This window comes from Neotabrizicola sp. VNH66, from assembly GCF_049445895.1.
Lineage (GTDB): Bacteria > Pseudomonadota > Alphaproteobacteria > Rhodobacterales > Rhodobacteraceae > Pseudogemmobacter.
Map to the genome: position 1 here is coordinate 65,829 of NZ_JBMSDW010000016.1, position 25,852 is coordinate 91,680.

General features: G+C 63.9%; 32 protein-coding genes. 28 read left to right on the forward strand and 4 right to left on the reverse strand.

Annotated elements, in window-relative coordinates; genetic code table 11:
* Window positions 1-375: 375 nt before the first annotated feature.
* The gene (locus tag ACO2Q5_RS18860) at window positions 376-885 is read left to right on the forward strand and encodes a L,D-transpeptidase family protein (RefSeq protein ID WP_423293889.1); all 510 of its coding nucleotides are present in this window, start codon (window positions 376-378) and stop codon (window positions 883-885) included.
* A 102-nt stretch (window positions 886-987) separates the two neighbouring features.
* Here the strand turns inward: ACO2Q5_RS18860 and ACO2Q5_RS18865 are convergent, their stop codons facing one another.
* A complete protein-coding gene (locus tag ACO2Q5_RS18865; RefSeq protein WP_423293950.1) occupies window positions 988-2,073 on the reverse strand; it encodes a hypothetical protein in 1,086 nt (361 codons plus the stop codon).
* A gap of 225 nt (window positions 2,074-2,298) precedes the next feature.
* Between ACO2Q5_RS18865 and ACO2Q5_RS18870 the strand changes: the two genes are divergently transcribed.
* From ACO2Q5_RS18870 to ACO2Q5_RS18900, 7 genes are all read left to right on the forward strand, one after another.
* Complete coding sequence (locus tag ACO2Q5_RS18870; RefSeq protein WP_423293891.1) at window positions 2,299-3,183, forward strand: recombinase family protein; 885 nt, start codon at window positions 2,299-2,301, stop codon at window positions 3,181-3,183.
* A 293-nt stretch (window positions 3,184-3,476) separates the two neighbouring features.
* A complete protein-coding gene (repA, locus tag ACO2Q5_RS18875; protein WP_169583144.1) occupies window positions 3,477-4,622 on the forward strand; it encodes a plasmid partitioning protein RepA in 1,146 nt (381 codons plus the stop codon).
* Complete coding sequence (locus ACO2Q5_RS18880; RefSeq protein WP_136904906.1) at window positions 4,612-5,541, forward strand: ParB/RepB/Spo0J family partition protein; 930 nt, start codon at window positions 4,612-4,614, stop codon at window positions 5,539-5,541. The genes repA and ACO2Q5_RS18880 overlap by 11 nt, the downstream gene beginning before the upstream one ends.
* A gap of 203 nt (window positions 5,542-5,744) precedes the next feature.
* Window positions 5,745-6,857 (forward strand): helix-turn-helix domain-containing protein, encoded by a 1,113-nt coding sequence (locus ACO2Q5_RS18885; protein WP_423293894.1) that lies wholly within the window; start codon window positions 5,745-5,747, stop codon window positions 6,855-6,857.
* Window positions 6,858-6,984: 127 nt separating this feature from the next.
* Window positions 6,985-9,135 carry a ParB/RepB/Spo0J family partition protein gene (locus ACO2Q5_RS18890; protein ID WP_423293896.1) on the forward strand — a complete coding sequence of 717 codons (2,151 nt, stop codon included), beginning with the start codon at window positions 6,985-6,987 and terminating at the stop codon, window positions 9,133-9,135.
* Window positions 9,136-9,236: 101 nt separating this feature from the next.
* Window positions 9,237-9,710, forward strand: coding sequence for a hypothetical protein (locus ACO2Q5_RS18895; protein WP_423293898.1), 474 nt, complete (start codon window positions 9,237-9,239; stop codon window positions 9,708-9,710).
* Window positions 9,711-10,099: 389 nt separating this feature from the next.
* Window positions 10,100-10,264 carry a hypothetical protein gene (locus ACO2Q5_RS18900; RefSeq protein WP_018001789.1) on the forward strand — a complete coding sequence of 55 codons (165 nt, stop codon included), beginning with the start codon at window positions 10,100-10,102 and terminating at the stop codon, window positions 10,262-10,264.
* A gap of 196 nt (window positions 10,265-10,460) precedes the next feature.
* On the opposite strand, the gene ACO2Q5_RS18905 is transcribed toward ACO2Q5_RS18900, so the two are convergent.
* A complete protein-coding gene (locus ACO2Q5_RS18905) occupies window positions 10,461-10,778 on the reverse strand; it encodes an H-NS family nucleoid-associated regulatory protein (RefSeq protein ID WP_423293900.1) in 318 nt (105 codons plus the stop codon).
* Window positions 10,779-11,200: 422 nt separating this feature from the next.
* Between ACO2Q5_RS18905 and ACO2Q5_RS18910 the strand changes: the two genes are divergently transcribed.
* Window positions 11,201-11,605 (forward strand): single-stranded DNA-binding protein, encoded by a 405-nt coding sequence (locus ACO2Q5_RS18910; protein WP_028030787.1) that lies wholly within the window; start codon window positions 11,201-11,203, stop codon window positions 11,603-11,605.
* 125 nt (window positions 11,606-11,730) lie between these two features.
* On the opposite strand, the gene ACO2Q5_RS18915 is transcribed toward ACO2Q5_RS18910, so the two are convergent.
* Window positions 11,731-12,165 (reverse strand): MerR family transcriptional regulator, encoded by a 435-nt coding sequence (locus ACO2Q5_RS18915; RefSeq protein WP_423293902.1) that lies wholly within the window; start codon window positions 12,163-12,165, stop codon window positions 11,731-11,733.
* Between the two features lie 84 nt (window positions 12,166-12,249).
* On the opposite strand from ACO2Q5_RS18915, the gene ACO2Q5_RS18920 reads away from it, so the two are divergent.
* The 18 genes from ACO2Q5_RS18920 (at window position 12,250) to ACO2Q5_RS19005 (ending at window position 24,654) form a co-directional block, all read left to right on the forward strand.
* The gene (locus ACO2Q5_RS18920; RefSeq protein ID WP_423293904.1) at window positions 12,250-14,502 is read left to right on the forward strand and encodes a heavy metal translocating P-type ATPase; all 2,253 of its coding nucleotides are present in this window, start codon (window positions 12,250-12,252) and stop codon (window positions 14,500-14,502) included.
* 3 nt (window positions 14,503-14,505) lie between these two features.
* Entirely contained in the window at window positions 14,506-15,129 is a 624-nt protein-coding gene (locus tag ACO2Q5_RS18925) for a methyltransferase family protein (protein WP_423293906.1), read from the forward strand.
* A complete protein-coding gene (lspA, locus tag ACO2Q5_RS18930; RefSeq protein WP_423293908.1) occupies window positions 15,126-15,602 on the forward strand; it encodes a signal peptidase II in 477 nt (158 codons plus the stop codon). The genes ACO2Q5_RS18925 and lspA overlap by 4 nt, the downstream gene beginning before the upstream one ends.
* Before the next feature lie 7 nt (window positions 15,603-15,609).
* Complete coding sequence (locus ACO2Q5_RS18935; RefSeq protein ID WP_423293910.1) at window positions 15,610-16,026, forward strand: disulfide bond formation protein B; 417 nt, start codon at window positions 15,610-15,612, stop codon at window positions 16,024-16,026.
* Entirely contained in the window at window positions 16,023-16,685 is a 663-nt protein-coding gene (locus ACO2Q5_RS18940; RefSeq protein WP_423293912.1) for a DsbA family protein, read from the forward strand. The genes ACO2Q5_RS18935 and ACO2Q5_RS18940 overlap by 4 nt, the downstream gene beginning before the upstream one ends.
* 115 nt (window positions 16,686-16,800) lie before the next feature.
* Window positions 16,801-17,394 carry an SCO family protein gene (locus ACO2Q5_RS18945; RefSeq protein ID WP_423293914.1) on the forward strand — a complete coding sequence of 198 codons (594 nt, stop codon included), beginning with the start codon at window positions 16,801-16,803 and terminating at the stop codon, window positions 17,392-17,394.
* Window positions 17,394-17,867: a copper chaperone PCu(A)C gene (locus tag ACO2Q5_RS18950; RefSeq protein WP_423293916.1), complete on the forward strand. Its 474-nt coding sequence runs from the start codon at window positions 17,394-17,396 to the stop codon at window positions 17,865-17,867. The genes ACO2Q5_RS18945 and ACO2Q5_RS18950 overlap by 1 nt, the downstream gene beginning before the upstream one ends.
* Window positions 17,849-18,445: an SCO family protein gene (locus ACO2Q5_RS18955; protein WP_423293918.1), complete on the forward strand. Its 597-nt coding sequence runs from the start codon at window positions 17,849-17,851 to the stop codon at window positions 18,443-18,445. The genes ACO2Q5_RS18950 and ACO2Q5_RS18955 overlap by 19 nt, the downstream gene beginning before the upstream one ends.
* A 53-nt stretch (window positions 18,446-18,498) precedes the next feature.
* A complete protein-coding gene (locus ACO2Q5_RS18960; RefSeq protein ID WP_423293920.1) occupies window positions 18,499-19,092 on the forward strand; it encodes a L,D-transpeptidase in 594 nt (197 codons plus the stop codon).
* A gap of 188 nt (window positions 19,093-19,280) precedes the next feature.
* Window positions 19,281-20,480: a DUF932 domain-containing protein gene (locus ACO2Q5_RS18965; RefSeq protein ID WP_423293922.1), complete on the forward strand. Its 1,200-nt coding sequence runs from the start codon at window positions 19,281-19,283 to the stop codon at window positions 20,478-20,480.
* Between the two features lie 158 nt (window positions 20,481-20,638).
* Window positions 20,639-21,079 carry a JAB domain-containing protein gene (locus tag ACO2Q5_RS18970; RefSeq protein ID WP_423293924.1) on the forward strand — a complete coding sequence of 147 codons (441 nt, stop codon included), beginning with the start codon at window positions 20,639-20,641 and terminating at the stop codon, window positions 21,077-21,079.
* Window positions 21,080-21,203: 124 nt separating this feature from the next.
* Entirely contained in the window at window positions 21,204-21,710 is a 507-nt protein-coding gene (locus ACO2Q5_RS18975) for a DNA repair protein RadC (RefSeq protein WP_423293926.1), read from the forward strand.
* Between the two features lie 107 nt (window positions 21,711-21,817).
* Window positions 21,818-22,315 carry a DUF6878 family protein gene (locus ACO2Q5_RS18980; RefSeq protein WP_423293928.1) on the forward strand — a complete coding sequence of 166 codons (498 nt, stop codon included), beginning with the start codon at window positions 21,818-21,820 and terminating at the stop codon, window positions 22,313-22,315.
* Window positions 22,312-22,506: a hypothetical protein gene (locus ACO2Q5_RS18985; RefSeq protein WP_423293930.1), complete on the forward strand. Its 195-nt coding sequence runs from the start codon at window positions 22,312-22,314 to the stop codon at window positions 22,504-22,506. The genes ACO2Q5_RS18980 and ACO2Q5_RS18985 overlap by 4 nt, the downstream gene beginning before the upstream one ends.
* A gap of 80 nt (window positions 22,507-22,586) precedes the next feature.
* A complete protein-coding gene (locus tag ACO2Q5_RS18990) occupies window positions 22,587-23,006 on the forward strand; it encodes a hypothetical protein (protein WP_423293932.1) in 420 nt (139 codons plus the stop codon).
* Entirely contained in the window at window positions 22,999-23,643 is a 645-nt protein-coding gene (locus tag ACO2Q5_RS18995) for an antitoxin of toxin-antitoxin stability system (protein WP_423293934.1), read from the forward strand. Before ACO2Q5_RS18990 ends, ACO2Q5_RS18995 begins: the two co-directional genes overlap by 8 nt.
* 84 nt (window positions 23,644-23,727) lie before the next feature.
* Complete coding sequence (locus ACO2Q5_RS19000) at window positions 23,728-24,036, forward strand: DUF1778 domain-containing protein (RefSeq protein ID WP_423293936.1); 309 nt, start codon at window positions 23,728-23,730, stop codon at window positions 24,034-24,036.
* On the forward strand, window positions 24,037-24,654 hold the full coding sequence (locus tag ACO2Q5_RS19005) for a GNAT family N-acetyltransferase (RefSeq protein ID WP_423293938.1): 618 nt from the start codon (window positions 24,037-24,039) through the stop codon (window positions 24,652-24,654).
* Between the two features lie 239 nt (window positions 24,655-24,893).
* On the opposite strand, the gene ACO2Q5_RS19010 is transcribed toward ACO2Q5_RS19005, so the two are convergent.
* Window positions 24,894-25,190: a hypothetical protein gene (locus ACO2Q5_RS19010; protein ID WP_423293940.1), complete on the reverse strand. Its 297-nt coding sequence runs from the start codon at window positions 25,188-25,190 to the stop codon at window positions 24,894-24,896.
* 178 nt (window positions 25,191-25,368) lie between these two features.
* Here ACO2Q5_RS19010 and ACO2Q5_RS19015 point away from each other — a divergent pair, with 178 nt between their 5' ends.
* Entirely contained in the window at window positions 25,369-25,752 is a 384-nt protein-coding gene (locus ACO2Q5_RS19015; RefSeq protein ID WP_423293942.1) for a hypothetical protein, read from the forward strand.
* Window positions 25,753-25,852: the final 100 nt, after the last annotated feature.

Consider the following 25,852-nt stretch of genomic DNA (forward strand, 5'->3'; position numbering starts at 1 on the left):
CCAGCTACTAGAGATACAAGGGATATTTGTTCAGCCAGACAAGAAAACAAGCACCCCGCGCCTGCTTAGTCCGCTTCGGACGCCATCTGATCGCGATACTTGCTACGCGGACCTCGGATTGGTCACCTGGTCCCTGACCGCAACCTCTCATATGGTCGTTACGCTAAGTTCGCAGATAATTTTCCTCGGACAGAGCCCATCTGCTGGACAAAGCACGAAGGACTTCGTGGTCTATCGTGTTGCCAGTTGTGTCTTAGTGACGTCGAACATAGAGTATTTCTGATAGAATTGGGTGTCAGGCGGCGCTCTGGTCTTATCGAACAGGGCGGCCTCGAACACTCGAATGCGATCACTGCGAACTGGACACTAGCATACATGGTATCTAAGGGGACACGACGCGTTTTCTTGCTGGGCACTGTCGCAGTTCTTCTGTCCGCTTGCGCAGGAAAGTTTCGGACTTACGACGGACCACCGGTGACGCGGTTGCGGATGTACAAATCCCAACGGCTGCTTTTCCTCGATGGCGAAACGGGTCCGTTGAAAACATACCCAATCGGACTTGGCTTTGCACCGATAGGGCACAAGCAGTTCGAGGGCGACGGAAAGACACCCGAAGGAAGCTACGTCATCGACCAGCGTAACCCGGATAGTCTCTATCATTTGTCGATAGGTATTTCCTATCCAAACGATGCAGACGCTGCCTTTGCAGCCGAACAGGGTCGCTCTCCCGGAGGAGATATCTTCATCCACGGCGGCCCTCGGCGAGGAATAGAGCCTCTCAATGTCCAAGACTGGACTGCGGGCTGTATTGCCGTCAGCAATCGGCAGATCGAAGAGATCTACGCGATGGTTCGAGATGGTACGCCTATCGAGATTTTCCCATAGAAAGTTCGTCGGAGCCACTTAGGCAATAACTCGGTTTTCGTGGACTGATTGCCTGCAATAGATTCGGCAAAAGGACTAGTTTTGCTTCTACTGCTTGAGTTCTCAAAAGCCGATCAGATGCTTAGCATTTGCACGCCACATCCGATACCGCCCCTGCCCGGTGACCTCGCGGACAAGACCCCGCGCTTGCATCCAGGTAAGGTTCCGTTGGATAGCGGCGCGACTGGCGTTGGTCATGGCCTCGGCCATCGGGGCCGAGACGAGGGGCCAGTCGGTCAGCACAGCGCGCAAGAGCGGGGGTGTCTTGCCCGAGAGCGATGTCATTTCGGCTTCTGCCCGTAAGACCCACGCCTCAATATCATCCAAGTGCCGCATCGCGCTCAGGCATGCCGCCACCATACCGTCGAGCCACTGGCCTAGACGGTCCGCTGGCGGACCACCAGCTCGTAACCCCCTTGCCCCGCCCATAGCCAGAGGCGCAAAGACGACCCCTCGCCCTTCACTCGCCGCGATCCGTGCGGCTGTGACCGCCGCTTCCATCCTGTCGCCTTGCTGCCCGAGGCCGGCGAGGCTCCAGAGGTGAAAGCCTAAGCAGCCGCGAGTGATCGGGTGCAGGTCTGCGGCTTGCTCCATGAGATCGAGCCAACCGCCCGCGCGATCCGCGAAAGGCTCGGCTTCATCATCTAGGTTCTGGGGATCGCGGCGGTCAAGGAAGGCGGACAGGTCCACCTCGGGCCCTGGCCCAGCCGTCAGCCGCCGAACCGCCCATCCGACACGCACCAGCGCCGCAATGTCGTCCTGAACACTGGACAGGCGCAGTGAGGTCCAGAGCGCCAGCCGATCCGGGCCGATGCGGTCACCCGCAAACCAACTAAGATCAGCCGCCTCAATCAGGGCTAGTCTATGTCGCCAGCCCTCCGGGCCGCGCTTCAGGCGATCGTCCAGCGCGCCTAGGCGGCCAGCTACACGAGCGAGCCGTGCGGCATGGCCGGCCTCGGCCCTTCGCCAGTCGTCAAGAACCGCGGTCTCACTGACTTCCGCCCGTGGCCCAGGCTGTAAATCGTCGGGACTCTCTTCGACAGGACTAGGCAGGAACCAGAGATCGGCTTCAGACGTCTCCTCGACGTCTTCTACGCCAGAGAGAGGATCGTCAAAATTTCCAGGAAAAACAGATGTTAGCGGTTTCATATGTGCAAAATAGGGCATCCTTACACTTTACCCAAGGGTTTTTCGAAGTGTCTCTGAGCACCTTATGTTGCACGCGTGCGCAGCGGTCTGCGAGACCGCTCCGATCGGTCTCTGGATCAGGAAACCAAGGGTATTCCACTGAACAGCACCACACAGAGCGCCCTTGCTTCCGTTTACAAACGGTCGTTTATTAGTGGTATGCGAAACTGCAAACGGCCTGTTTTGATGCCACTGATCGGCTATGCGCGCGTCTCGACCGAGGATCAGACCCCCCTGCCCCAGTCGCAGGCCCTGAAATCTGCGGGCTGCGCAGAGATCCATGAGGAGCAGGCCTCGGGCGGGAACCGCGTGCGGCCGGTGCTGGCGCGGGTGCTGGAGCGGATCGGCAAGGGCGACACGCTGGTGGTGGTGCGCATTGACCGTCTGGCGCGGTCCCTCTCGCATCTGCTGGAGGTGATCGAGCGACTGGAGGCGAAGGGCGCCTTCTTCCGGTCGCTCACCGATCCGATCGACACGTCCTCCCCGCAGGGTAAGTTCACCCTCCAGGTCCTCGGCGCCGCAGCCGAGTTCGAGCGCGCCCTGATCCGAGAACGCACCAAGGCCGGGCTGGCCAGCGCAAAAACCAAAGGCCGTGTTGGCGGCAATCCGGGCCTGCGCGCCCGTGATCCGGCAGCGCTGCGCAAGGTGCGGCTGGCGCGGCAGGACGGCTATTTGGAGCGGCTGAACGAGACGGCCCAGGACTGGGTGCCCCATGTGCGCCGCCTGCGGCCCGACATGGCCTGGGAAGACGTGCTGCGCATCGTCAACGGCCCCCTGCCCCGCGACCGCCGCTGGACACAAAGCCGCTTGCTACGTGCCGTGAACGCCTATGTGCGCGACGGCTTTCTGCCCGAGACTGTGCTCGCCCGCGCCGGCCGACGCGAGACTGACGACCGCCTGCCCGCCATCGTCGCCGCCATCAAGGGCGCGGACCCCGACATCACACTTCAGGCGATCTGCACTCGATTGGAAGCGATGCGCGAGCGTACGCCTCGCGGGCGGACAAGCTGGCAACCCTCCTCGGTGAAGATGCTGCTGGAGCGGGCCGAGAGGCTGGGTCTGCTTGACTGAAGTCGCGGGAATCGGTCGTGCGATTCTGAAAATCTGTGGTCCGTAGATATCCACAATACATGTTGTGGCTATGCCATCGCGACCCACGATCTGTTGAAGTGCGCTGCGAACTAGGCTGCCCAATGCACTGATACTTAACGGTTTTCTCTCGTCAAAAATAGACCACTTCAACGCGGCTAGGCCGCTCAACGGTTTGGGCTGGATTTACTCACGAAAACTGTTAAGGTCTACAAAACAATAAAGACTTGAGGGCAGTGATGAGCGGGATACGAGCCTCTCATAGATTCGACGTCATGTCCAAGCGGCTCGGTAGCCGGTTGCGTGAACATGCGCAGGAGACGTTCCCACCGGATGCCCAGAAGGGTCTCCGTCGCTTCGCGATGCGGGAAGCCGCCGATCTGCTTCGGATCAACCAGAACACCTTCCGCCATCATGTGTCAAATCTCGAAGGCTTTCCGGAAGGCACCCTCGAGGGTGGCAACCGCCGCAGCTTCACTGCCGAGGACATGGTCGAAGCCCAACGCGTCCTTCTTGAGACGGGTAGGATCAAGCCCGATGAACACCCTCACAGAAGAGCCGGCGAACCGTGCCAGGTCGTGACGATCTTCAACCTGAAGGGCGGCAGCGCAAAAACGTCGACCGTTGCTCATGTTGGTCAGCTTCTGGGCCTTCGCGGCTATCGGGTCCTGCTTATCGACCTCGACAGCCAGGCAAGTCTGACAAACCTGTTCGGGGTTACCCCTGAGCTCGATCCGGACATGCCGACCTCCTACGATCTGATCCGATCCGAGGGGCCCCTGCCCGCCTCAGATATCATTCGCAAAACGAACTTCCCGACAGTGGATCTGATCCCGGCCTCCATGGACATCATGGAGTATGAGTTCGAGGTCGCTCTGAGCTTCAGACACGGCGCCACCACCTTCCACAGTCGGATCCGTGAAGCGCTTGAGCCTGTCCTGAGCCGATATGATGTGGTGATCTTCGACACCCCGCCGCAGCTGAACTTCTCGGTGATCTCTGCCCTCTTTGCTTCCACCGGGGTCCTGATCCCGCTCAACGCGTCCATGCTTGATGTCATGTCCCTGGCAAGCTTCCTCGGTATGGCAAGCAACCTGATGGGCGTCGTCGAGGCGCATGCTCCCGAACACGGTCTGAACTTCGTACGGGTGCTGATCACCCGCTACGAGAATACCGATGGTCCGCAGGTCCAGATCTCGTCTCTGCTTCGGACGGTCCTTGGCGATGCGGTCCTCCCGGCCGAGTTCCTGAAGTCGACAGCGGTAGGTGATGCCGCCAATACGCAGCAGAGCATCTTTGAGGTCGAACCTCGCGACGTGAACCGCAGAACCTACGAGCGTGCAATCGAGTCCGTTTCGCGCGTGACCGACGAAGTCGAACGCGAAATCCTAAAGGCATGGGGGCGTAGCCATGGCGCGTAAGGTCTTCGGAGATTCCCTCAAGAACGCGATGGGCAATGCCGCGACCGCAGAAGAGGACGTGGATCTTGATCTGAAACGTACGAGCCCGACAGTCGCTCGTGCGCAAGCATCCGTGCTCGAGGAAGACAAACACGCCACGCGCCTGATCGACCCGAGCGCCGTGCGGATGTCCGCAGTCATGGACCGTATCGATCCGAGCGATGGCCTCGAGGAACTTGTGTCCTCGATCCGTGAGCATGGGCAAAAGGTTCCCATTCTCGTCCGCCGAACCCAGGATGGCGCACTTGAGATTGTCTATGGGCGCCGCAGGCTTCTCGCATGTCGTGAGCTTGGTCAGAAGGTGCGGGCCACGGTCATGGAAATGACCGAAGAGGAAGCGCTGATCGCCCAAGGCGTGGAGAACAATGCCCGCCAAGACCCCTCGTTTATCGAGAGGGCTTTGTTCGTCGCCGGCATCATTCGAGAACTTGGGAAAACAGACGAGACGCGCAAGAACGCCCAGACCATCGCCTATCGGGCACTCCAGATCGATGAGTCTCTCGTCTCTCGGATGAACCGTATCGCGACGGGCATTCCGATGGAGCTGATCCAGGCCATCGGACCAGCACATGGCGTTGGTAGGCGGGTCTGGGAGAAGCTTTTCAGGCTGTGCGAGAAGGACGTCTCGAGAGCCAGGGAAGTTGCCCGCGAAATCCCACGAACCTTGCCGGGTCCAGAGCGACTTGACGCAGCGGTTACGCTGCTCACGGCCACCAAGACAACTCCGCCCAAGGCTGAGTCAGGTGAGCGCGTTAAGATTGGCCGCAAAGGCAACCGCATCACCATCGATGTGGACGCTGATCTTGCCCCGCGCGTCGAAGATGCCATCCGAAAACTGATCGGCGAGCTTCTTGACCGCGGTCAAGATGGCCCAGAGTGACGACCCCGTGTCTTGACCGCAGTCAAGACATCTAGAGCAACGAGCAGAAAACGAAAGGAGGACCGGCTAGAAAAGGAAAGACCCCCCGAAAGCGGTGCTTCCGAAGGGCCTCAATCAGTCTCGACACCTGATTGATACCCCCAAAACGAATCGAGTTCAACACCGCTCGCGGTGACCGGGGAAGCTTTTTCTTCCGAAACACCATGAGACATGTCACTCAAACACGAACCGCCTTGGCGGAACAGGCAGCTATTGCCTGCCCTAACCCCTACGAGCTTCTAAGGCCGGTGCGGGTTCTTCGGAAAGACCTGAACCTGACGAGCAACGACGTCACCGTGCTGACAGCGCTCATCAGCTTTCTCCCGCGCGACCAGAGCCCCAACTCTGGTGGAACGCAGCGCAAACTGACCGTTGTGTTCCCCTCCAACGCCTCCCTGTCAGAACGCGCAAACGGCATCGATGAGAGAACACTTCGCCGCTGCCTGGCGCGCCTTGAGGCGGCAGGACTCATCGAGCGGAAGAGTTCAGCGAACGGCAAACGCTTTCCTCTCCGCTACGGGGGCATCATCAAGGATGCGTTTGGGATCGACTTGGCTCCTCTGATGCAAAACCACGACGCTCTCGCAGCCAGAGCATCGAAGGTCCTCGAGGAGCGTGAACGCCTTCGCTCTCTCAGGGCAGAAGCGCTGGCACTGCGCGCATCCCTCCTTCAAGATGAGCACCTCGATGAAGGACGGCTGTCTGCACTGGGAACGATCAGAAACCTGCTTCGTCGAGCAACCCTGACTGCCAACACAGTCCTGCAAATCATCGCCGGTCTCCGTGAGCTCGGCGCCAACGCCGCGCAAGGCTACGGAGAGTGCCATGGTCCAAGCGCTCCTGCCAACCAAGAGCAATCGCACGACCAAGCCTTTAGCGGTGAATGCGCGAGCGAAATGTCCGCCAGGAACGGACAAAATGACCGGCAGATAGAGTCTGTAAAAAAAGAACATATAAAGAAGGACACGCACGTGGAGCAGACCAACGCTTCCCAAAGCGTTAGAGCAACGACCATGAAACGAGACCCTAAAAAAATGGCATGGACGGACTTTTCACATGTCGCGGACTTCTTCCCAGACCCGCCACGAACAGGCGAAGCCCTCAACCACGTTCTCTTCGACATCGGTCGATTGCTTAGAATACGCCAAGAAAAGCTGATGCGTGGTCTCCAGAAAGCCGGGGCCGGACGGCTTCTCCTGATCTTGGACTACCTGTTAGGAAAAGGCGACGCGATCAGGCAGCCCGAGGCATACTTTGAAACGATCCTGCGCGCATAGAGCATGCAGCTTACACGTCTTGACCGCGGTCAAGATCGACGAAGAGGGGGAAAGGTTGGGGGTTTGAGGGGTGACGGGAAGTGAGATCGGGAGAGTGGCTTCCGGCGCCCGTCGTGGAGAAGATCTGATGGCAAAAGCAGCCCAGAAAGTCACCCTGTCCCCGTCGCGGGACATCCCCTTCGACAAGCTCGTGCTGAGCCAGTCCAACGTGCGGCGCATCAAGGCCGGCGTCTCGGTCGAGGAACTGGCCGAAGACATCGCGCGGCGCGGCATGCTGCAGGGCTTGAACGTCCGGCCCGTGCTCGATGCCGATGGAGTCGAGACCGGTACGTTCGAGATCCCCGCCGGTGGTCGCCGCTTCCAGGCGCTGTCGCTGCTGGTGAAGCAGAAGCGGCTGCTGAAGACCGCGCCGATCCCCTGCATCGTGCGGGATGCTGCTTCGGCGATCCTGCCCGAGGACGACTCGCTGGCCGAGAACATGCAACGCGTTACCCTGCACCCGCTCGATCAGTTCCGCGCATTCCAGGCCCTGCGCGAAAAGGGTCAGGGCGAGGAAGCGATCGCGGCGGCCTTCTTCGTCACGCCGCAGATCGTGAAGCAGCGCCTGAAACTCGCCTCCGTGGCCCCTGCCCTACTCGATGTCTATGCCGAGGATGGCATGACGCTGGAACAGCTGATGGCGTTCACGGTGAACCCGGACCATGCGCGCCAGGAACATGTCTGGGACACGGTGAAGAACTCCTGGAACAAGGAGCCCTATGCCATCCGGCGCATGCTGACGGAGACCTCGGTCCGGGCTTCGGATCGTCGCGCCGTCTTCGTCGGCGTCGATGCCTATGAGGCGGCAGGTGGCGTTGTGCTGCGCGATCTCTTCCAAGGCGATGATGGTGGCTGGCTCGAGGACCCTGCCCTCCTCGATCAGCTGGTTTCCGAGAAGCTTCAGGCGGAAGCCGAGGCGCTGACCTCGGAGGGCTGGAAGTGGATCGAGGTGGCGACCGACCTGCCCTATGGCTACAGCCACGGCCTGCGGCGTCTGGCCGGTGATCCCGCGCCGATGACCGACGAGGAAAGCGCGGCCCACGCTGTGCTCCTCGCCGAGTACCGCGCGTTGGAGGAGGAATACTCCGGTCAGGACGAATACCCCGAGGAGATCGATGCGCGGCTCGGTCAGCTCGAGATGGCGCTGGAAGCGCTCGAGCAGCGGCCTTTGATCTACGACCCGGCCGAGGTCGGGCGCGCGGGCGTCTTCGTGACGCTGGATCGGGATGGCAGCTTGGCTGTCTATCGCGGCTATGTCCGGCCCGAGGATGAGCCGCGCGAGGAGACCGCGGTCCAGGAGGACGATGGCGCGGATGCCACGGGGCAGGGGGGCGATGTCGAGGGTTCCAGTTGGAAACCCTCGGCGACCTCCGCCGGGGGTACCGTCATCACCTCGGGTGGTCAGCCGATCGGTTCTGATCAGACCGACGATGAGGACGACGGCGCGCTGAAGCCGCTGCCCGAGCGGCTGGTCATGGAACTGACGGCCCACAGGACCCTTGCGCTGCGCGAGGCCATCGGGCGGTCACCGGACGTGGCGCTGACGCTCCTGCTTCTGAAACTGGTGACGGATACCTTCCGCACCTCCTCTGCTTCGGGCAGCTGTCTCGAGGCCTCCGTGCGCCATGTCTACATGTCCGCGCAAGCACCCGATCTGAAGGACAGCGTAGTCGCCAAGCTGGTCGACGAACGTCACGCGGCCTGGGAGGCTGATCTGCCTCTCGGCGATGATGCCGCGCTCTGGGACTATCTGACGGTCCTCGACCAGGGCAGCCGTCTGGCTCTTCTGGCGCATTGCCTCAGCTTCGGCATCAACGCGCTCCATGAGAAGGTGAACCCTTATGGGGCGGGCATCTCGGCCAGCGGTCTGACCCGACGCATGGCGCATGCCGATCTGGTAGCGCGTGCCGTAGATCTCGACATGGTGGAGGCGGGCTGGGAGCCGACGGTCGACGGTTACCTCAACCGCGTGCCCAAAGCCCGGATCCTCGAGGCCGTGCGCGAAGCGAAGGGGGAGGGGACCGCGCAGCTTCTCGACCATCTGAAGAAGGGTGAGATGGCCACAGAAGCCGAGCGGCTCCTCAAGGGCAGCGGGTGGTTGCCCGAGGTCCTGCGCCGGGCCGATCTGGTGGCGTTCGACGGCGAGGCGATCGCGGAAGGGCAGGGGGATGTCGATCTCCCGGCCTTCCTGACTGCCGATCTGCCGGACAGCGCCGCGTCGATGATGGCGGCGGAGTGATCTGAGCCATCCGGGGGGCGGGGAAACCCGCCCTCACCCCCACAAAACACATCAATATCAATATGATGAATGCGATCGCTCGCATTCGGGATGAGGAAATCATGTCTGCAACGACCATCATCGACACAGCCCCCCTCGGGGCGCTGATCCGTTACACCGACGGCAGTCCCAAGCCGCCGGCACGGTTTGCCAAGAAGCTCGCGGCCTGGGAGCGATCGAACGGTGTCGGCCGTCTCGTAAAGAAGGAACCGCCTCGGCCCTATCCGACCTGGACCGCTCAGGCCTCCTTTACGCTCCATGAGGGTAACTTCTCCTCGGACGGGGTCATTCTCGTTACCATCATGCGCAGCCATTCGGCGGACAGCCGTCTGATCTTCGAGGTGGCCGAGGAACCAAAGCCGGGGCAGGTCCGCGTGCTTCTGGACTTCGGGGGCAACACCGAACTGCTGCATCTGGCGCAGTCGATCACTGCGGCAGAGCTCTGGATTGCGCGGGAGGGCTATCGCAACGCACGGCTCGAAATCGTCGGTGCCGAGGATTGCGAGAGGGCAGGGGGCGCGGACCTGGCCGCCTGAGCCCAGAGAATGCGGGAGGGGCCTGCCAAAGGGGCGGGCCCCTCACCGATCACACTATCGTCCCGCGATGTCGCGGGGCGTCGAAGGTTCCATCCCCCAAGATGGCGGTCTTCAACTAAGAGCCTGCCCGGGAGGCTCGCGGCGTTCCAAGCATCAGCGGGACAACCGGCTCCTGACGTTGGGACACCATCCCCCGCTCGCCATTCCCTTCCTTGCCCCGAATCCCGTCTTCGAGATCAACCCGCAAGGGGTCGGACTACGGGCGAACCCGTGCCGCCGGGCGGATTCGGACGAGCCGAACGCACCCGGTGATGTCAGCCAGTCTTCGGGCCTGCGGGGTCCTGTCGCGCGGGGGACGGTCCCCCGCCTCCAAGATAGGAGCCAAACAGATGTCCCGCAAAGACGCACACGCCTTCGCCGCCTCCCTCGCCGCCACGCTCATGGTCTCGATCGTCGTCTTCCAGGCAGGGGATGGAACCTTCGGCGCTGTTCCCGCCGATGAAATCGACGGAGACGAGGTTCAGGTGGTCGCTGAGGTCGACCCGTGGGCGTAAGGCCCACGGTTTCTCCTGAGGCTCGGAGGCGGAGCGAAGGCTCCGAGCCGGGCCTTTCGCCTGTCTGCCATCCCGGGGCGATCGGCAGAATGAGCCGACCACGGTCGGCACACCAAATGGGCGATCACCGTTGCCCCTGGGGAGCTGCGATCGCCTGATTTTCGACGGCGGATTGGCAGTCCCCACTTCGCTGCCTTTAGATCGCGAGCAAACCTGGGTCTTTGCCCGCATTGACGTGATCGGCGAACCACTGCGGTTTCCGGCCACGGCCAGACCAGGTGAGAGCCGCATTCTCAGGGTGTCGATACTTTGCCACGGCCGAAGCACGGGTGGCTTTCACCTCGGCACCGATCAGATCAGCCAGAGAGTAGCCCATCTCCTTGGCGATTGCGTCCAGCTTGGCGCGGGCTTCGGCCTTATGACGGTCCTCGTACGTGGAAATCGCCTTGCCTAGTTCCTTCTGCAATTGCCGCAGTTCCTTGAGCGACATCGCCTCGAGATTGAAATCAGCCATTGGGCCCTCGTGTCCTGAATGATGCGTCCGGGATAGCCGTCAGGTCGCAACATCGCAACTCCCACGGAGGGCACCGGGATAGGGCAGGGGGATAAGGTTGGCTTGAGCCGCTGGGTCGGCGGTTTCGCAAATGCCTCAACCAAGTTGCCTTTGCCAGGAAGGCCGAGTTCTGCGAGAGCCCCAGGTCGCTCCCATCCCCGGCGCCATCCCTTCGACTGACAATCCCCTAAGCCTGTTCGGCCTCTGGCGCGCAACCCCGCGTCAGTCCGGGCCGTGTTGCCCCCTTGGGGCTGTCCGCGCCACCCCGGCCCTATGGAGGTTTCCGGTCGCCGTTCCGTCTCCCGTGCACGCCTCAGCCGACAGGCTTTTTCCGGGTCTTGTCGAAGGGACGGTCCCAGGGACAGGAAACACAGGAGCATATCATGCAGAACATCGTCATCCTCGCCGGCAACATCGGTCAGAAGCCCGAAGTGCGCTCGACCCAAAGCGGCACGAAGATCACCAACTTCACCCTCGCCACCTCGCGGCCGCGCCTCTCGGAAGGTCGCGTTATGCGCGACGAGAACGGCTACCGGGTCATGGACACCGAATGGCACCGTATCACCTGCTTCAACGGTCTCGGCAAGACCGTCGCAGAGCACTGCGAGAAGGGTATGAAGGTCCTCGTACACGGCCGCATCCACTACACCAAGTGGACCGACGCAACCGGCACCGACCGCTACGGCTGCGAGATCATCGCCGAGAAGGTCGACTTCCTGAGCCGCCCGAAGTCGGCCGAGAACGAAAACCCCGAGTTGGTCGACCGCGACGATGAGATCCCGTTCTGAAAGGAACGGGGTCTCACCCTCGGGCCCGGTGGGGAAACCCGCCGGGTTCCGTCGTTCTCGGCCCATAGCAGACGGTCGAACCGTGTTGGAATTGAGAGGCGTCAAGAGGCCGTAGTTCGGCGCAACTAGGATTCCTTCATCTCCGCCGCATGCTCGTGTGCGCAGAGCGCGTGGTCGCCCAGCGTCTCGATCACCCGGCAGTCCTTGATGGTTCCGCAGGCGCATTGGTCGAGCATCCGGTGCAGTTCCAGTTCCAGCGTCTTGAGGCGGGCGATGCGGGCCTGGACGGACTTGAGCTGCGCCCGGGCGATGTCATCGACGGCGGCACAGGGCTGGTCGGGGCGGTCCGACAGGCTGAGGAGGTCGCGGATCGCCTCGATCGGGAAGCCCAGTTCGCGGGCGTGACGGATGAAGGCCAGGCGGTCCTGCGTTGCTCGGTCGTAGAGGCGCTGGTTCCCGGCGCTGCGCCCTGCCTCGGGCAGAAGGCCGATCTGTTCGTAGAACCGGATCGTCGGCACCTTGACGCCGGTGGCCTGGCCGAGCTTGCCGATGGTCAGCATGCGATTTCTCTTGATGCTATAGTGACTAGAGCAATTAGGTAGGATGCCGACCCGATTCGGGCAACCATACCGGAAGGCAAGGTCATGACGGAACGGCTGGAATGGAACGTCAGCGGGATGGACTGCGCGTCCTGCGTGGCCAAGGTGACGCGCGCCGTCGAGCGGATGCCAGGGGTGAGCGACGTCTCGGTCGCGCTGATGGCCGAGAAGCTGTCCTTGAACCTGAACCCGGACACGACGCCGAAGGAAAAGATCGAGGCGGCGGTCAAGGCACTTGGCTACGGCATCGCGCCGCGCGGGGTGGCTGCGCCGAAGAAGAAGTTCGTGCTGCCGGAGGTGACGCCCGCAGCAGGCACGCATGACCACGCAGACCACGATCAACGTCAGCACGACCATGACGAAGCGCCAAAGGCTGGCAAAGATGATGGCCACGGCACCCCAGGGCATGTGCATTACGACCCGGCGGACCGGGGCAAGCGCTGGTTCAAGACGGCGAAGGGCAGGCTGGTCATCCTGACCGGCGTGCTGCTCGCCGCCGCCTGGGCCATCGACCTGACCACGGGACACGTAGCGGGCTACTGGGCCTTCCTGGCCGCCTGCCTGATCGGCGTCGCACCGGTGGCGCAGCGGGCCCTCGCGGCCTTGCGGATGGGCCAGCCCTTCACCATCGAAAGCCTGATGACCATCGCGGCCATCGGCGCACTTTTCATCGGAGCTGCGGAGGAGGCGGCGCTGGTCGTGTTCCTCTTCGCGGTCGGCGAGGTGCTGGAGGGCGTGGCCGCCAACAAGGCGCGCGACGGGATCCGGGCGCTGGCAAACCTGGTGCCGAAGACGGCGCTTCTGGTCGAAGGCGCGGGCACGCGGGAGGTGCCGGCGGAAACGCTGACCATCGGGCAGATCGTCCTCGCCCGCCCGGGCGACCGCATCCCGGCGGACGGCGAGATCGTCGAGGGAACCTCGGGCGTCGACGAAAGCCCCGTCACCGGCGAAAGTGTGCCGAAGACGCGGGGGCCCGGGGAGGCGGTCTTTGCGGGCTCGATCAACACGGAAGCCGCGCTGCGCATCCGCGTGACCAAAGAGGCGCAGGACAACACCATCTCCCGGATCATCCGGCTGGTGGAAGAGGCCGAGGGGGCCCGCGCGCCCACCGAACGCTTCATCGACCGCTTCAGCCGCTGGTACATGCCGCTGATCGTCGCGCTGTCGGTCGCGGTGATCCTGGTCCCGCCGCTGGCTATGGGCGGCGATTGGGACACCTGGATCTACCGGGGCCTGACGCTGCTTCTGATCGGCTGCCCCTGCGCGCTGGTGATCTCGGTCCCGGCCTCCATCGCCTCGTCCCTGTCGGCGGGGGCGAAGCGTGGCCTTCTCATGAAGGGCGGTGCGGTGATCGAGGCCGCGGCATCCGTGCGGCAGGTGGCGTTCGACAAGACCGGGACGCTGACGCATGGGCGGCCGCAGGTGGTGGATGTGGTTCCCTTCGGATTGGCCGAGGCCGAGGTGATCCGCCTTGCCGCTGCTGTCGAGGCCGGGTCGAGCCACCCGCTCGCCCTGGCGATCCTGCGCCGGGCCGAGGGGATGGCGCTGCCGGAGGCCACTGCTGCGCGGGCCATCACCGGCAAAGGTGTCTCGGCCACGGTTGAGGGGCGCGAGTTGACCATCTCCAGCCCGCGCTACGCCGCCGCCCAGGGCGCGCTGGCGGGGGACGGTATGGCACGCGCCACGGCGCTGGAGGAGGCGGGGAAGACCGTCGCCGTCCTGTCCGAGGGGAACACGGCGCTGGGGCTGATCGGCCTGCGGGACGAGCCGCGCACGGACGCGGTGGAGGCCGTCAGGCAGCTGCGAGCCATGGGCATCACGCCGACGATCCTGACGGGCGACAACCCGCGCACGGCGGCGGCCATCGCCGAAAGCCTTGGCACTGAGTTCCGGGCCGAGATGCTGCCCGAGGACAAGCTCTCCACGATCCGCGAGATGGCCACGCAAGGCGGCGTGATGATGGTAGGCGACGGCATCAATGACGCGCCCGCGCTGAAGCAGGCCTCGGTCGGCGTGGCGATGGGGTCGGGCACCGACGTGGCGCTGGAGACGGCGGATGCGGCGATCCTGCGCGACCGGGTGACGGACATTCCGGCGCAGATCCGGCTGGCGCGGGCGACGATGGCCAACATCCGGCAGAACGTGACGCTCGCGCTGGGGCTGAAGGCGGTGTTTCTGGTGACCTCGGTCCTCGGGCTTACGGGTCTGTGGCTGGCGATCCTGGCGGATACCGGGGCCACGGTGCTGGTCACGCTGAACGCGCTGCGGCTTCTGGCCTACAACCCCGAGAAGGTCTGACCCATGCTGCAAGCCCCCGGCTGGGCGGCGCTGGCCGTCCTGATGCTGTATCTCGTCCTGTTCTTCTGGGGCAGCACCCGGGCCACGCGGGCGGCGGGACGTCCGGTCTGGCTGTTCGGCACTGCGACGGGCCGGGACCGCCTGGCTGCCCACGGCTTCCGCGCGGCCTTCGGGCTGGCGGGCGTGGGGCCGCTTCTGTGGCTGACCATTCCGCCGCTGCACAAGCTTGATCCGCTTTGGACCGAGGGGCGCTTCCTTGGGCTCGGTCTGGCGGGTGCCGCCCTTGCTGCGCTGGGAGCCCTTGTCGCCCTGGCGGCGCAGCGCGCAATGGGGGCCTCGTGGCGCGTGGGCGTGCGCGAGGGAGAGACCGGCGCGCTGGTGCAGGTAGGTCTCTTCCGCGTTTCACGCACCCCGACCTTTCTGGGCCAGCTCTTGCTGTTGATTGGCGTGGCCGTCGCAATCCCTGCAATTCCCACCGTTGCCGGGGCGTTTCTGTTCCTTTGGTCCGCCCAGACGCAGATCCGGTCCGAGGAGGCGGCGCTGCGGAAGGCCAACGGGGCCGACTACGACCGCTTCCTCCGCCACGTCCCGCGCTGGATCGGCTGGCCTGAGCGGGGCGCAGAATGACTCCGGTTCCGCTTCTGGCCGTTGCGCTGCTGGCCACTGCCCTCGACCAGGCGACCAAGGCGCTGGCGCTTGCCGGACTGACCGAAGGGCAACCCGTGCCGATCCTGCCGGTCCTGAACCTGAGCCTTGGTTTCAACACCGGGGCAAGCTTCGGGATGCTGTCGGGCGCGATGGAGGGGCGGCCCCTGGTTATGGCCGCGCTGACCGGGGCAATCACACTGGCCTTCGCCGCGATGGCCCTGCGCGCGACGCGGAGGCTGGAGGCCCTGGGATTGGCGATCGCGGTGGGCGGCAGCCTTGGCAACATCATCGACCGGCTGCGGCAGGGCGCGGTCACCGACTTCATCGACGTCACCTGGCGCGACTGGCACTGGCCCGCCTTCAACTTGGCCGACATCGCCATCACCACCGGCGCGGCACTGGTGCTGCTGTCGCTGCTGCCCGCCTTCCGGAAAGGCCAGACCGATGCCTGACAGCCGCATGACCCGATCCGACCTTGCCCTGACGGTGGCCTTCCTGATTGCGCTCACCGCGACGCTGGGCGCGCTCTTCATCGGCGAGGTGCTGGGGATGATGCCCTGCACGCTGTGCTGGTATCAGCGCATCGCGATGTTTCCGCTGGTGGTGATCCTCGGGGTCGCCCTGTGGCGCGAGGACTCCCCTGTCCGCCCCACGGTCCTGATCCTATCCGCAGCGGGCACGGCGCTGGCCGCCTGGCAGTCCGGCCTTTACGCCGGGATCATCCCGCAAGCCATCGCGCCCTGCACGGAAAGCGGCCCCTCCTGCACCGACAAGGCGGCCCAGACCGTGCTTGGCCTGCCGCTTCCCTACCTGTCGCTCGCGGCCTTCGCGGCGATCCTGGCCCTTCTTCCCCTGATGAAAGGAGACCGCGGATGAACCGCAGAACCCTCATGCTCGGCGCTTCGGCGCTGGGTCTGGCCGCCTTTGCCGGTGGCGCCGTCTACGTCACCCGCCAGCGCAGCGCCGAGGCGGAGGCCGCCGCCGCCACAGAACCCCCGGCGGATTCGGCGCTGCTGATCCGGCCACACTCGCCGGTGCTTGGCCCCGCCGACGCCAAGGTCACGCTGGTGGAGTTCTTCGATCCCTCCTGCGAAGCCTGCCGGGCCTTCCACCCGGTCTTGAAGCAGATCCGCGAGGCCTTCCCGAACGACGTCCGCATCGTCCTGCGTTACACGACCTTCCACGAAGGCTCGGACGAGGCCGTGCGCATTCTGGAAGCGGCGCGCAGGCAGGACCTGTTCGAGCCGGTCCTTGATGCGCTTCTGGAAGAGCAGCCCGGTTGGGCGGTGCATGGCGAACCCGCGCTTGATATTGCCTGGGAGATCGCCGAAGGCGCCGGGATGGACATCGACCAGGGCCAGACGGACCGGCTGTTTCCAGGCATGACGGCGGTCCTGAAACAGGACGCGGCAGATGTGAAGGCACTGGGCATCAGCCAGACGCCGACCTTCTTCCTAAACGGTCGCAAGCTGGTGAACCTGAGCCTCGACAGCCTGATGACCGAAGTGCGGGTGGCCGCGACCGGAGCGCCTTGAGCGGACGATCCGCCGGCGACGACCGGTATCTGCAGCCGAAGAGACGAGACTCACAGAGGAGTTACTTGAAGCTCTAGTAGCTCGAGGCTTCAGACAGGGCGCGGAAAAGATGACCATGCCCAGACTGACCCGCCTTCAGCAGCTTCTCTGGATCGCCGCGATCCTCACCCTCGGTGCCTTCGCCGTGGCCTATTTCCTGGACCGCGGGCCTGCCGGGTCAGTGACCGAGGCCTTCCGCCCAACCTTCGCCCTGCCGGATGCCACGGGCAAGCTGCGCACGAGCGAAGAGTTTCGGGGCAAGTTCCAGCTGGTGTTCTTTGGCTTCACCAACTGCCCCGATGTCTGCCCCACGACGCTGGCCGAAGTGGCGCAGGTGATGGATGACCTTGGCTCCGAGGCCGACCGGGTGCAGCCGATTTTCATCTCGGTCGACCCCGAGCGCGACCGCCGCCTTGGCCTCGACAGCTATACCCGGGCCTTCCACCCGTCGATCCTCGGGCTGGCTGGAGACGTTCCTGGCACCGCCGTCGTGGCTGCCAGATTCAAGGTTTTCTTTAAGCGCGAGGACGACACTGCCGCCCCGGGCGGCTACAGCATGGCGCACAGTCCCGCCCTTTACCTGGTGGGACCCGAAGGCGACTGGCTGCGGCAGTTCGCCTATGGAACCCCCGCCGCCGACATCTTGAGCGATCTGCAATCGAGGTTCTGATGCATAATTCCTGGGCCCTCGCCGCCGTCCTGTCCGTCATGGCGACCCCGCTTCTTGCCTGCGAGGCAGCGCAGATCGGCGATCTGACGGTCGATCATGCCTGGTCCCGTGCGACCATTGGAGCGGAGCGTCCGGCGGTGTTCTACGTCCGGATCACCAGTGCGGGTGCCGCCGACGACGCGCTGGTGGGCCTGTCCACTCCCATTGCCGGGATGCCGATGCTGCACGAAACCGTGGTGACCGACGGCGCCGCGTCGATGCCGCACGCAATGAGCATCCCGGTCCCCGCCGGTCAGACGGTCGAGCTTGATCCCGGCGGTTATCACGGGATGCTGATGGGCCTGACGACGGCGCTGAAGGAAGGGGATGGGTTCGACATGACCCTCACCTTCGAAAAGGCGGGTCAGGTCACGATCCCGGTCGAGGTCCTGTCGATGCGCGCCGACAGGTCGTCATGCGCCGACGCCGACTGATCCTGGGCCTTGGAGCGGTGCTTGCCGCCGTCAGCGGCACGCTGGTGCTCGGGGCGTGGCGCAGCCGTGCCGCGCAGCCCGCCCTTATCCTGCCACTGCCGCTTACCGAAATGAGCTGGCAGCTGACCAACCACCGCGGCCAGTCGGTGACCCCGTCCGACTGGGCCGGACGGCCAGTCATGGCCTTCTTCGGCTTCACCTTTTGCCCCGATGTCTGCCCGACCACGCTAAACGACATCAGCGACTGGCTGGAGGCACTCGGACCCGAGGCCGCGCCTCTGGTCGTGGCGCTGATCACCGTCGACCCGGACCGAGACGGCCCGCAGGAACTGGCAGACTACCTGTCCAACTTCGACGCCCGGATCACCGGCCTGACCGGCAGCGCCGAGGAGATCGCCCGGACAGCCGCCGACTTCCGCGTGCGCTACGAGAAAGTCGCGCGCGACGACGGCGACTACACGATGAACCACACCGCGGGCATCTTCCTCTTCCGCCCCGATGGCCGGTTCGTCAGCATCATCGACTTCCACGATGATAGGCGCTTCGCCGTGCCGAAGATCCGCCGCGCTCTGGGCTAAACCGGCCCCACCAACAAACACGACTGAATGACAGGCAGCTAAAGGAGTTCACCATGAAGACCGCACAGATCAATCGTCGAGCCTTGGTCGGCGGGATGCTTGGCGCAGCCGGTGCCGCAGCTGTCCCCGCCTTGGCGCAGGAGGGCAGCACCGAATTCCAGGCGCCTGTCTCCAGCTCTGTGCGCAACAACATCTCCAGCTTCCGCATGCTGCAGTGGCAGGACTACTTCGAGACCACGCGAAACGGCGTGATCCTGGTCGACATCACCTCGCGCGCCTTGCACTTCTGGTCCGAAGATCAGTCCATCTACCGTCTCTATCCGTCCTCGGTCCCCTTGTCCGAGGAGCTTACCCGTCGCGGGCGGACCGAGATCGTGCGCAAAGCCGTGAATCCGCCGTGGCGTCCAACGCCGTCCATGCTTGAGCGCAATCCGGACTGGCCGAAGTTCGTCGAAGGGGGCGTGAAGGACAATCCGCTCGGCGTGCGCGGGATGTATCTTTCCTGGCCAGCCTACCTGATCCACGGAACGCATGACACGCGGAAGATCGGGCGCAGGTCATCGAATGGCTGCATCGGCCTTTACAACGAACATGTGGTCGAGCTTTACGATCTGGCCAAGGTCGGCACGCAGGTTCTTCTGCTCTGACACCGAGAAGTTCGGATCACGCCTTGGGGCCTGGCCCAAAGCCAATTTGACCTGGCTGCCAAGCTCGTCGGGCTATTGTCTGCTTACCGCCCTTCGCATTTCCAAGAGTGAGAGGAGTGTCGGTTTTCCGGTGACGGGTTTAGGGTCCGGGAGAGTGGCTCCCGGGCGCCCGTCGCGGAGTGTGACGCATGGGCGTTCAGGAAGTTCTCGATCCGGTTCGGATGGGCAAGACCGGCGGTTACAAAGTGGATGTCAGCCGGGGGGAGCGGAACGGGCGGGCGTCGTCCGAATGGTTCAATCGGCCCGATGACGAACGGTATCTTTCGCTCGACGCGCTTTGGGCCTCGGTGAAGGAGCGTTCCGAGCGGAGCCGGTCGCAGGTGGTCGAGACCGCCGAGATCCGCGTCGAGGCCTCGCGCGACAATGCCGAGCGGATGCAGCTGATCCTGCCGAAAGCGCAGGAGCCTGTGGCGCCGACGCACTGGGCCTTTGGCCAGCTTGCCAGCATCGTCGGTGCCCCCGCGTCCTACCTACGCCAGCTGCCCGCGCCGCTGGCGGGGATCAATCTGCAGTACGGCCTGACCAACCACCGCGCCGAGCAGGTGAAAACCTTCGAAACCGAGGATGGCCGAACCGAACTGCGTGCGGTCACCGGCCCCGACTACGGCCGCATTCATGACCATGAACTGGTCGAGGCCGTGCAGCGCATCGCGGGCAATGGCACCGGTGATACGCGCTGGAAGGTGCCGGGAGTGCTCGACTGGTCGACGGGTGTCTACAACCCCGATGTCGAGATCAGCCGCGACACGACCACGCTCTACGCCTCGGACCGTGATGTTTTCCTGTTTCTCGTTGACGATCACAACCCGATTGAGGCGGGCCGGCTGCCCGACGGCTCCCCCGATCTCTACTTCCGGGGCTTCTACTGCTGGAACTCTGAAGTGGGGGCGAAGACCCTCGGCATGGCAAGCTTCTACCTGCGCGCCGTGTGTCAAAACAGGAATCTGTGGGGTGTCGAAGATTTCCAGGAAATCACCATCCGTCACTCGAAATACGCCGCCTCGCGCTTCGCCCATGAGGCAGCACCGGCGCTGACACGCTTCGCCAATTCGTCGCCGATGGGCTTCGTGAATGAGATCAAGGCTGCGCGCCAGCAGATCGTGGCGCGGACGGACGAAGACCGCGACGATTTCCTTAGGAAGCGTGGTTTCTCCAAAGCCGAGTCCGGAAAGATCATCGAGAAGGTGCTGATGGAAGAGGGCAGGCCGCCCGAGTCGATCTTCGACTTCGTCCAGGGCATCACGCGGCTTGCCCGCGACAAGACCCAGCAGGACGCAAGGCTCGACATGGAAGGTCGGGCTAAGAAGCTCCTCGACCGCGTCGGCTGAGCCAGCTTCGCCAGCAGCCCCCTCTTTCCGGCCTGCGGAAGCGCAGGGGGCTCCCGCGTTCCCTGATCCTCATTTCCCCTTTCTGGGCCTCGCCCCTCGCCAATCGCTTGCTGCGGATCGGCGAGGGGCGAGCGCCTCCCATCCTGAAAGCGTCCCGCATGACACCCCAAGAAGAGACCGTGATCCTCGAGGCCCGCGAAATCCTGGGGCGATATCTCAACCGCAATCCGGCCCTGACCTCCTGGGCTGCCGTCTGCGATTATTGTGCGCTGACAGTGAGAGGCCCGGAGGAACGGTTTCATGTCCTCTACCTCGATCGGAAGAACCGGCTGATTTCGGACGAGCGGATGGCGGTCGGCACGGTCGATCATGTGCCGGTTTATCCGCGCGAGGTGATAAAGAGGGCGCTGATCCTCGGCGCGAGCGCCTTGATCTTGATCCACAATCACCCGTCAGGCGATCCGACGCCGTCCGAGGCCGACCTGTCCATGACCAAGGAGATCCAGAAGGGGTGCCGCTTTCTGGGTCTGACGCTACATGACCACATCATCGTCGGCGCAGGCTATGAAGTCTCGCTGCGCGGCCTCGGCAAGATGTGACCTTTCCGTCCAGCGCTCCTAGTTGCCGGTCCTACCACCGCCCTTCGAGGAAGAGGGCGGTGGCTTTGCCTTTGACGGTTGAGCCGGGAGGAGAGGCCTCCCCGCGCCGTTGGAGGTGATCCCCATGTTCGATGCGTCCTTCTCCACGTTACTTCCCGGTTCCAGCTTCCCCCCGATCCCGGGTGCGACGCCCGACTTGGGTCAGCCCTTCATGCTGACCTTGCCGCCTGCCGTCGGCACCGTCGCGACGGGAGATGCACATCCGGCCATCCTGTCGCGCGCCGCGACGCTGAGCGAGGCCATGTCCGCCGCCATCACCTATGCCGATAGCCGGCCGCGCGGTGTGGGCACGCAAATGCTCGCCATCCTCGATCGTGACGAGCGGCTGGTCCTCGCGGGCTCCGCCAGCATTGGCATGGTCGCCTGGTGCCACCCGGTTCGCTCCGCGGTCGAGGCGCGGGGCGTGGTGATGGAGGCGAGCCAACTGCGCGCCGAGGCTCGCCGGGCGCTCGACTGGCGCGAACCGGAGCTGGCTGCCCGCCTTCGCCATCGTGCCGAACTCCTCGAGGCCCGGCTGGTCGATCCGCTGTGGCGCAGCTTCGCCGCCCGGGCGCTGGACCTCGCCGCCTGAGACGAGAGGTCGAGAAAGGCAGGGGGAGTTTGCCCATAGGCGCGTTGGAGAGAGCGGCTCCGCTTCTCCCCGCCGGGGCTTCCCTTACCCCTTCCCGGAGAACCCAGATGTTCCAGTCCCTCGCCACACTCCGCGCGCCGATGGCGCCGCGCTTTCGTCTCGCTTTGCTCTTCGGTGCCCGCGTCTCACAACAGGCCCGGATCGAGGCCCTGCGCCCGGTCAACCAGACCCGGCTTTTCGAGGCTTTGGCCGGGGCTGGCATCACCCACCTGACCGTGATCTTCACCTGCCACGGCCCTTCCGCCCGGATCGACAGCATCGCGCCCTGGTCTGAGCCGAACCCGGTCGAACTGCCCGAGACTCGCCTCCGCTACGTGGCCCTGACCTGGGATGCGCCGGAAGTCGAATGGCGCGACCTCACCCTCGCCGAGGCCGTCGAGCAGATCGTGCTCGATCTGCTCTGTGACCCCGATCTGCAGAAGGTCCTGCCCGGCGGTGCCGAGGGCGAGTTCTGCTTCGATGCCAGGGCCCGCACGGTCCACCTCGAAATCAATGAACGATCTGTGCCCTCTGATGTCGCCTGTCTTGGAGGTCCATCGAGATGAGCCGGATCTATCATGACCTGGGCCTGCCGCCCGAGGCGTCGAACCTGACGGTTCTGCGCACGGCGATCCGTCGGCTCCACCCCGACACGTTGGCCGTCCGCAGCTGGCGCGCGGCGCGCAAGCGCTACTACCGCGATCTTCTCAGCGCCCACCAAGTGGCCCGGGACCAAGCGCGGTCAAAGCTCGGCTGACTGACTGCCCACCTTCCGACCCCGAAATTTCCATCGCGCCCGGCCACTGGTGTCGGGCGTCTTCATATTTGGAGTGCCCCATGGCCGATTACTTCACCCATTTCTCCTGCCTCATCGATGTCGGCACCCCCGAGAGGGCCGCCGCCGCGACGGCGATCTATCAGCGCTGCCGTGCAGAAGACGAGGAAACCGAAGAGCCGCAATATCGTGGCTTTGACTTGTCGCCGCAGGAAGAAGGTCAGTCCGGCGAGCTCTGGATTCGCGATGACGACAGCGGCGATCCCGACGGCGTCGTCGCCTTTGTGCTGCGCCTGGCCCAGGAGCTCGACCTTCGCGGCCTCTGGGGATTCGACTTCGCTCATACGGCCTCTCGTCCCCTTCTAGGGTCTTTCGGCGGCGGCGCGACGGTGATCGACCTTACCGCGCGCAAGGTCATCGGCTTCGTCGGAACCCAGACTTGGCTCGCCCAGGCTCTGACCGGGGAGGATCCCGATGCCTGAGACCATCTGCACCACGGTCTACCAATTCCCAGAACTCTCGGATGCGGCAAAGGAGAAAGCCCGCGGCTGGTATCGCGAGGCTGCCTTTCACGACGATTGGTGGGATGCGGTCTATGACGATTTCGAGCGCATCTGCGATATCCTCGGGGTCAGCCTGAAGACCCGGTCGGTCAGGCTAATGGGTGGCAGCACCAGCCAAAGGCCCTGCATCTGGTTCTCGGGCTTCTCGTCACAAGGCGATGGCGCCTGCTTCGAGGCGACGGTCCGGCACGCCAAAGGGTCCACGCGCGAAATCCGCGCCTATGCTCCGAAGGACCAGACCTTGCACAGCATCGCCGACCGGCTGTTGGCCGCTCAGCGTCAGAACTTCTATCAACTCAGCGCCGACGTGACCCACCGCGGGCGGTACTGCCACGAATACTGCATGACCATCGACGTGTCGCGCGACAATCCGACCGGGCGGCCCCCGGCGCGGGGAAGTGAAGATACCGTTGTGGAAGCGCTGCGCGATCTCGCCCGCTGGCTCTATCGGCAGCTGGAGGCCGAATATGACCATCTGACCTCTGACGAGGCGGTGGATGAGGGGATTGTCGTCAACGAATACACCTTCACAGAGGGTGGTCGACGGTTCGGGTGAACTTGCCAAGAGGTTCTTGGATCATGCGCTTGAATTGTACGTCGATCTGGCGTACATAGTGAGTAAGATTCTTTGGAGGCGACCATGCTCGGTTTCCACGACACCACCCGCAACATCGATGAGCGCAACGAGGCTCGGATGAATTTCCGGACCAAGCCGCGCATCAAGACGGCGATCCAGCAGGCGGCGGCACTTTCGGGCGTCGACGATTCCGTCTTCACGATGAATGCCGCCTACCAGGCGGCTCTGGCAACGATTGCCGCGCATGAACGGACGCTTTTGCAGCCGGTCGATCATGAGGCGTTCTTCGCCGCGCTCGATGCACCTGCGGCACCGGCGGATGCCCTGCGCGCTGCTTTCCGTCGGCACAATGCGACGGTCGTGTCCAAGTAGATGGCCTCCTCAGCACCGGTCGCCTACACCATCGAGCCGTTCGATCCTTCGAGGCATGATCGAGCGGCTTTTTCTTGCGGTGTCGAGCAAGTCGACAACTATTTTCAGAAGACCGCGAACAAGCTCGCCAAGGCGGACAATGTCCGCCTCTATGTGATGGTGGACCCTGCAGGCACCGTCATCGGCTTCTATGCTCTGAACGCACACGCGGTGCAGTTTGCCGAATTGCCGACAAAGTTCGCGCGCACCCGGCCTTCGCACGGCAACATTCCCGCCGCCTACATCTCGATGATTGGGCGGGACCAGAAGTTCCGCGGCGGCGGCTATGGCGGCGATCTGCTTGTCGACGCTCTCCGGCGGATTGCCGTGGCAGCCGATGCGATCGGCGTCGCGGTCGTCATGCTCGACGTTCTCGACTGCGGCGATCCTGATCGCGTTACGCGCCGCAAGGCGCTGTACGAGAGCTATGGCTTCCAGTCGCTGGCGTCGAACCCGCTGCGGATGTTCCTGCCCGTCAGCACGGTCCGTAAGCTTATCGCTGAAGAGGACGAACTGCAGAAGAAAGAAGCGGCGCTCACAGAGCTCGCGCGCCTCGGACAGGAATTCGACCGAGGCTGACGTTCGGTAAGACGGAAATTGCCAACCTATGGCATGGCAAATTGTTCGTGTTTGCAATGCCATAGGTTGGCACAGGCGCGATCAACAAGGTCTTGCTTTGAGTGAATTCGCAGCAAAGCAGGCCCCCAGTTTCTTTGACAGACGCGGGATTTCGGCGTCACGGGCGCTTTAAATCGTGACCTTCCAAAGAGCTGACTGAGCAGCACCCTCAAGCAACGAGGGTCCGAATGTGTCCGTTTTCACCGGTTCCCGTCGATCCACTTCGACATGAGCCCTTTGTCGCGGAAGCATTCTTCCGGGACGGCGCGGCGCTTGATGCGGGCCAGGCGCTCGGCGAAGGCGACCTGCTTCGAAGACGGTAGGCGCTCGAGTTCAGAAAGGGGCTTCATCCGAGCCTGCGCGTCGATCCATGCGCTGAGGGACCGGCGATCCCGCTGAACCTCCCAAGGGAGGAGCGTCTGGTTCTTCAGGGCCAGCGACCGCGCATAGGCGATCTGCTTGGGAGTGGCAGGGAGAGCAAAGGCGGTGTCTTCCATCGGGAACCTTCCTTCTCAGCTTGGCTCCTATATATAGAACAAAAAGCGAACAAGTGCAAGGCCAGCCCCTTGGACACCGGGCTGCCAGAGGGAGAGCGGGGAAGGGGGCAGGGCAAGCCCGAGGGATGCCGAGAGAGGCGTTTCCGGGCGCGATCCTGACCTCAACCCGGAGTTCCCCATGACCTACCATGTCCCCGCCGTGCTGGCTGCGCCGCCCGTGGCCCTGCCGCCGCCGTCCAATGTTGCCGCCAAGATCCTCGTCGTCGCCGAAGCTCTGCAGCCCGCGCTCGTGGCAGGCCAGCCCATCGACACCGGCATGCTGCGCGCCGAGATGGAGCGCGCCTTCGGCGGCTCCGACTCCGCAGGGGCCTGGGATTGGAAACTGGCTTATGAAGCGGGCGAAGCGGCCCTCGTCCTCTTCCTGCGGAAGTTCGGCCGCGCGCTTCTGGCCCGGGCAGGCTTGCCTGCGGCCTTGCTGCCGATCCTGACCCGGGTGTCAGCGCTTCTGCCGACCCATACGCGCCGCTCGGAGGAGATGGAGCGCTTCCAGCAGATGGCATGACCATTCTTGGCGCTCCAGCCGACGTGGGACAGGATCGCCGTAGAGTGATCGCGGTCCGCACTCTTCTTCGGTCCGCAGCCCGAGGAGATGACATGGAAGA

Excerpts from the sequence above, each read along its gene's own strand:
- ACO2Q5_RS18860 (WP_423293889.1), top strand. The coding sequence starts at position 376 with ATGGTATCTAAGGGGACACGACGCGTTTTCTTGCTGGGCACTGTCGCA.
- ACO2Q5_RS18865 (WP_423293950.1), bottom strand. The coding sequence starts at position 2,073 with ATGAAACCGCTAACATCTGTTTTTCCTGGAAATTTTGACGATCCTCTC.
- ACO2Q5_RS18870 (WP_423293891.1), top strand. The coding sequence starts at position 2,299 with ATGCCACTGATCGGCTATGCGCGCGTCTCGACCGAGGATCAGACCCCC.
- repA (WP_169583144.1), top strand. The coding sequence starts at position 3,477 with ATGTCCAAGCGGCTCGGTAGCCGGTTGCGTGAACATGCGCAGGAGACG.
- ACO2Q5_RS18880 (WP_136904906.1), top strand. The coding sequence starts at position 4,612 with ATGGCGCGTAAGGTCTTCGGAGATTCCCTCAAGAACGCGATGGGCAAT.
- ACO2Q5_RS18885 (WP_423293894.1), top strand. The coding sequence starts at position 5,745 with ATGAGACATGTCACTCAAACACGAACCGCCTTGGCGGAACAGGCAGCT.
- ACO2Q5_RS18890 (WP_423293896.1), top strand. The coding sequence starts at position 6,985 with ATGGCAAAAGCAGCCCAGAAAGTCACCCTGTCCCCGTCGCGGGACATC.
- ACO2Q5_RS18895 (WP_423293898.1), top strand. The coding sequence starts at position 9,237 with ATGTCTGCAACGACCATCATCGACACAGCCCCCCTCGGGGCGCTGATC.
- ACO2Q5_RS18900 (WP_018001789.1), top strand. The coding sequence starts at position 10,100 with ATGTCCCGCAAAGACGCACACGCCTTCGCCGCCTCCCTCGCCGCCACG.
- ACO2Q5_RS18905 (WP_423293900.1), bottom strand. The coding sequence starts at position 10,778 with ATGGCTGATTTCAATCTCGAGGCGATGTCGCTCAAGGAACTGCGGCAA.
- ACO2Q5_RS18910 (WP_028030787.1), top strand. The coding sequence starts at position 11,201 with ATGCAGAACATCGTCATCCTCGCCGGCAACATCGGTCAGAAGCCCGAA.
- ACO2Q5_RS18915 (WP_423293902.1), bottom strand. The coding sequence starts at position 12,165 with ATGCTGACCATCGGCAAGCTCGGCCAGGCCACCGGCGTCAAGGTGCCG.
- ACO2Q5_RS18920 (WP_423293904.1), top strand. The coding sequence starts at position 12,250 with ATGACGGAACGGCTGGAATGGAACGTCAGCGGGATGGACTGCGCGTCC.
- ACO2Q5_RS18925 (WP_423293906.1), top strand. The coding sequence starts at position 14,506 with ATGCTGCAAGCCCCCGGCTGGGCGGCGCTGGCCGTCCTGATGCTGTAT.
- lspA (WP_423293908.1), top strand. The coding sequence starts at position 15,126 with ATGACTCCGGTTCCGCTTCTGGCCGTTGCGCTGCTGGCCACTGCCCTC.
- ACO2Q5_RS18935 (WP_423293910.1), top strand. The coding sequence starts at position 15,610 with ATGACCCGATCCGACCTTGCCCTGACGGTGGCCTTCCTGATTGCGCTC.
- ACO2Q5_RS18940 (WP_423293912.1), top strand. The coding sequence starts at position 16,023 with ATGAACCGCAGAACCCTCATGCTCGGCGCTTCGGCGCTGGGTCTGGCC.
- ACO2Q5_RS18945 (WP_423293914.1), top strand. The coding sequence starts at position 16,801 with ATGCCCAGACTGACCCGCCTTCAGCAGCTTCTCTGGATCGCCGCGATC.
- ACO2Q5_RS18950 (WP_423293916.1), top strand. The coding sequence starts at position 17,394 with ATGCATAATTCCTGGGCCCTCGCCGCCGTCCTGTCCGTCATGGCGACC.
- ACO2Q5_RS18955 (WP_423293918.1), top strand. The coding sequence starts at position 17,849 with ATGCGCCGACGCCGACTGATCCTGGGCCTTGGAGCGGTGCTTGCCGCC.
- ACO2Q5_RS18960 (WP_423293920.1), top strand. The coding sequence starts at position 18,499 with ATGAAGACCGCACAGATCAATCGTCGAGCCTTGGTCGGCGGGATGCTT.
- ACO2Q5_RS18965 (WP_423293922.1), top strand. The coding sequence starts at position 19,281 with ATGGGCGTTCAGGAAGTTCTCGATCCGGTTCGGATGGGCAAGACCGGC.
- ACO2Q5_RS18970 (WP_423293924.1), top strand. The coding sequence starts at position 20,639 with ATGACACCCCAAGAAGAGACCGTGATCCTCGAGGCCCGCGAAATCCTG.
- ACO2Q5_RS18975 (WP_423293926.1), top strand. The coding sequence starts at position 21,204 with ATGTTCGATGCGTCCTTCTCCACGTTACTTCCCGGTTCCAGCTTCCCC.
- ACO2Q5_RS18980 (WP_423293928.1), top strand. The coding sequence starts at position 21,818 with ATGTTCCAGTCCCTCGCCACACTCCGCGCGCCGATGGCGCCGCGCTTT.
- ACO2Q5_RS18985 (WP_423293930.1), top strand. The coding sequence starts at position 22,312 with ATGAGCCGGATCTATCATGACCTGGGCCTGCCGCCCGAGGCGTCGAAC.
- ACO2Q5_RS18990 (WP_423293932.1), top strand. The coding sequence starts at position 22,587 with ATGGCCGATTACTTCACCCATTTCTCCTGCCTCATCGATGTCGGCACC.
- ACO2Q5_RS18995 (WP_423293934.1), top strand. The coding sequence starts at position 22,999 with ATGCCTGAGACCATCTGCACCACGGTCTACCAATTCCCAGAACTCTCG.
- ACO2Q5_RS19000 (WP_423293936.1), top strand. The coding sequence starts at position 23,728 with ATGCTCGGTTTCCACGACACCACCCGCAACATCGATGAGCGCAACGAG.
- ACO2Q5_RS19005 (WP_423293938.1), top strand. The coding sequence starts at position 24,037 with ATGGCCTCCTCAGCACCGGTCGCCTACACCATCGAGCCGTTCGATCCT.
- ACO2Q5_RS19010 (WP_423293940.1), bottom strand. The coding sequence starts at position 25,190 with ATGGAAGACACCGCCTTTGCTCTCCCTGCCACTCCCAAGCAGATCGCC.
- ACO2Q5_RS19015 (WP_423293942.1), top strand. The coding sequence starts at position 25,369 with ATGACCTACCATGTCCCCGCCGTGCTGGCTGCGCCGCCCGTGGCCCTG.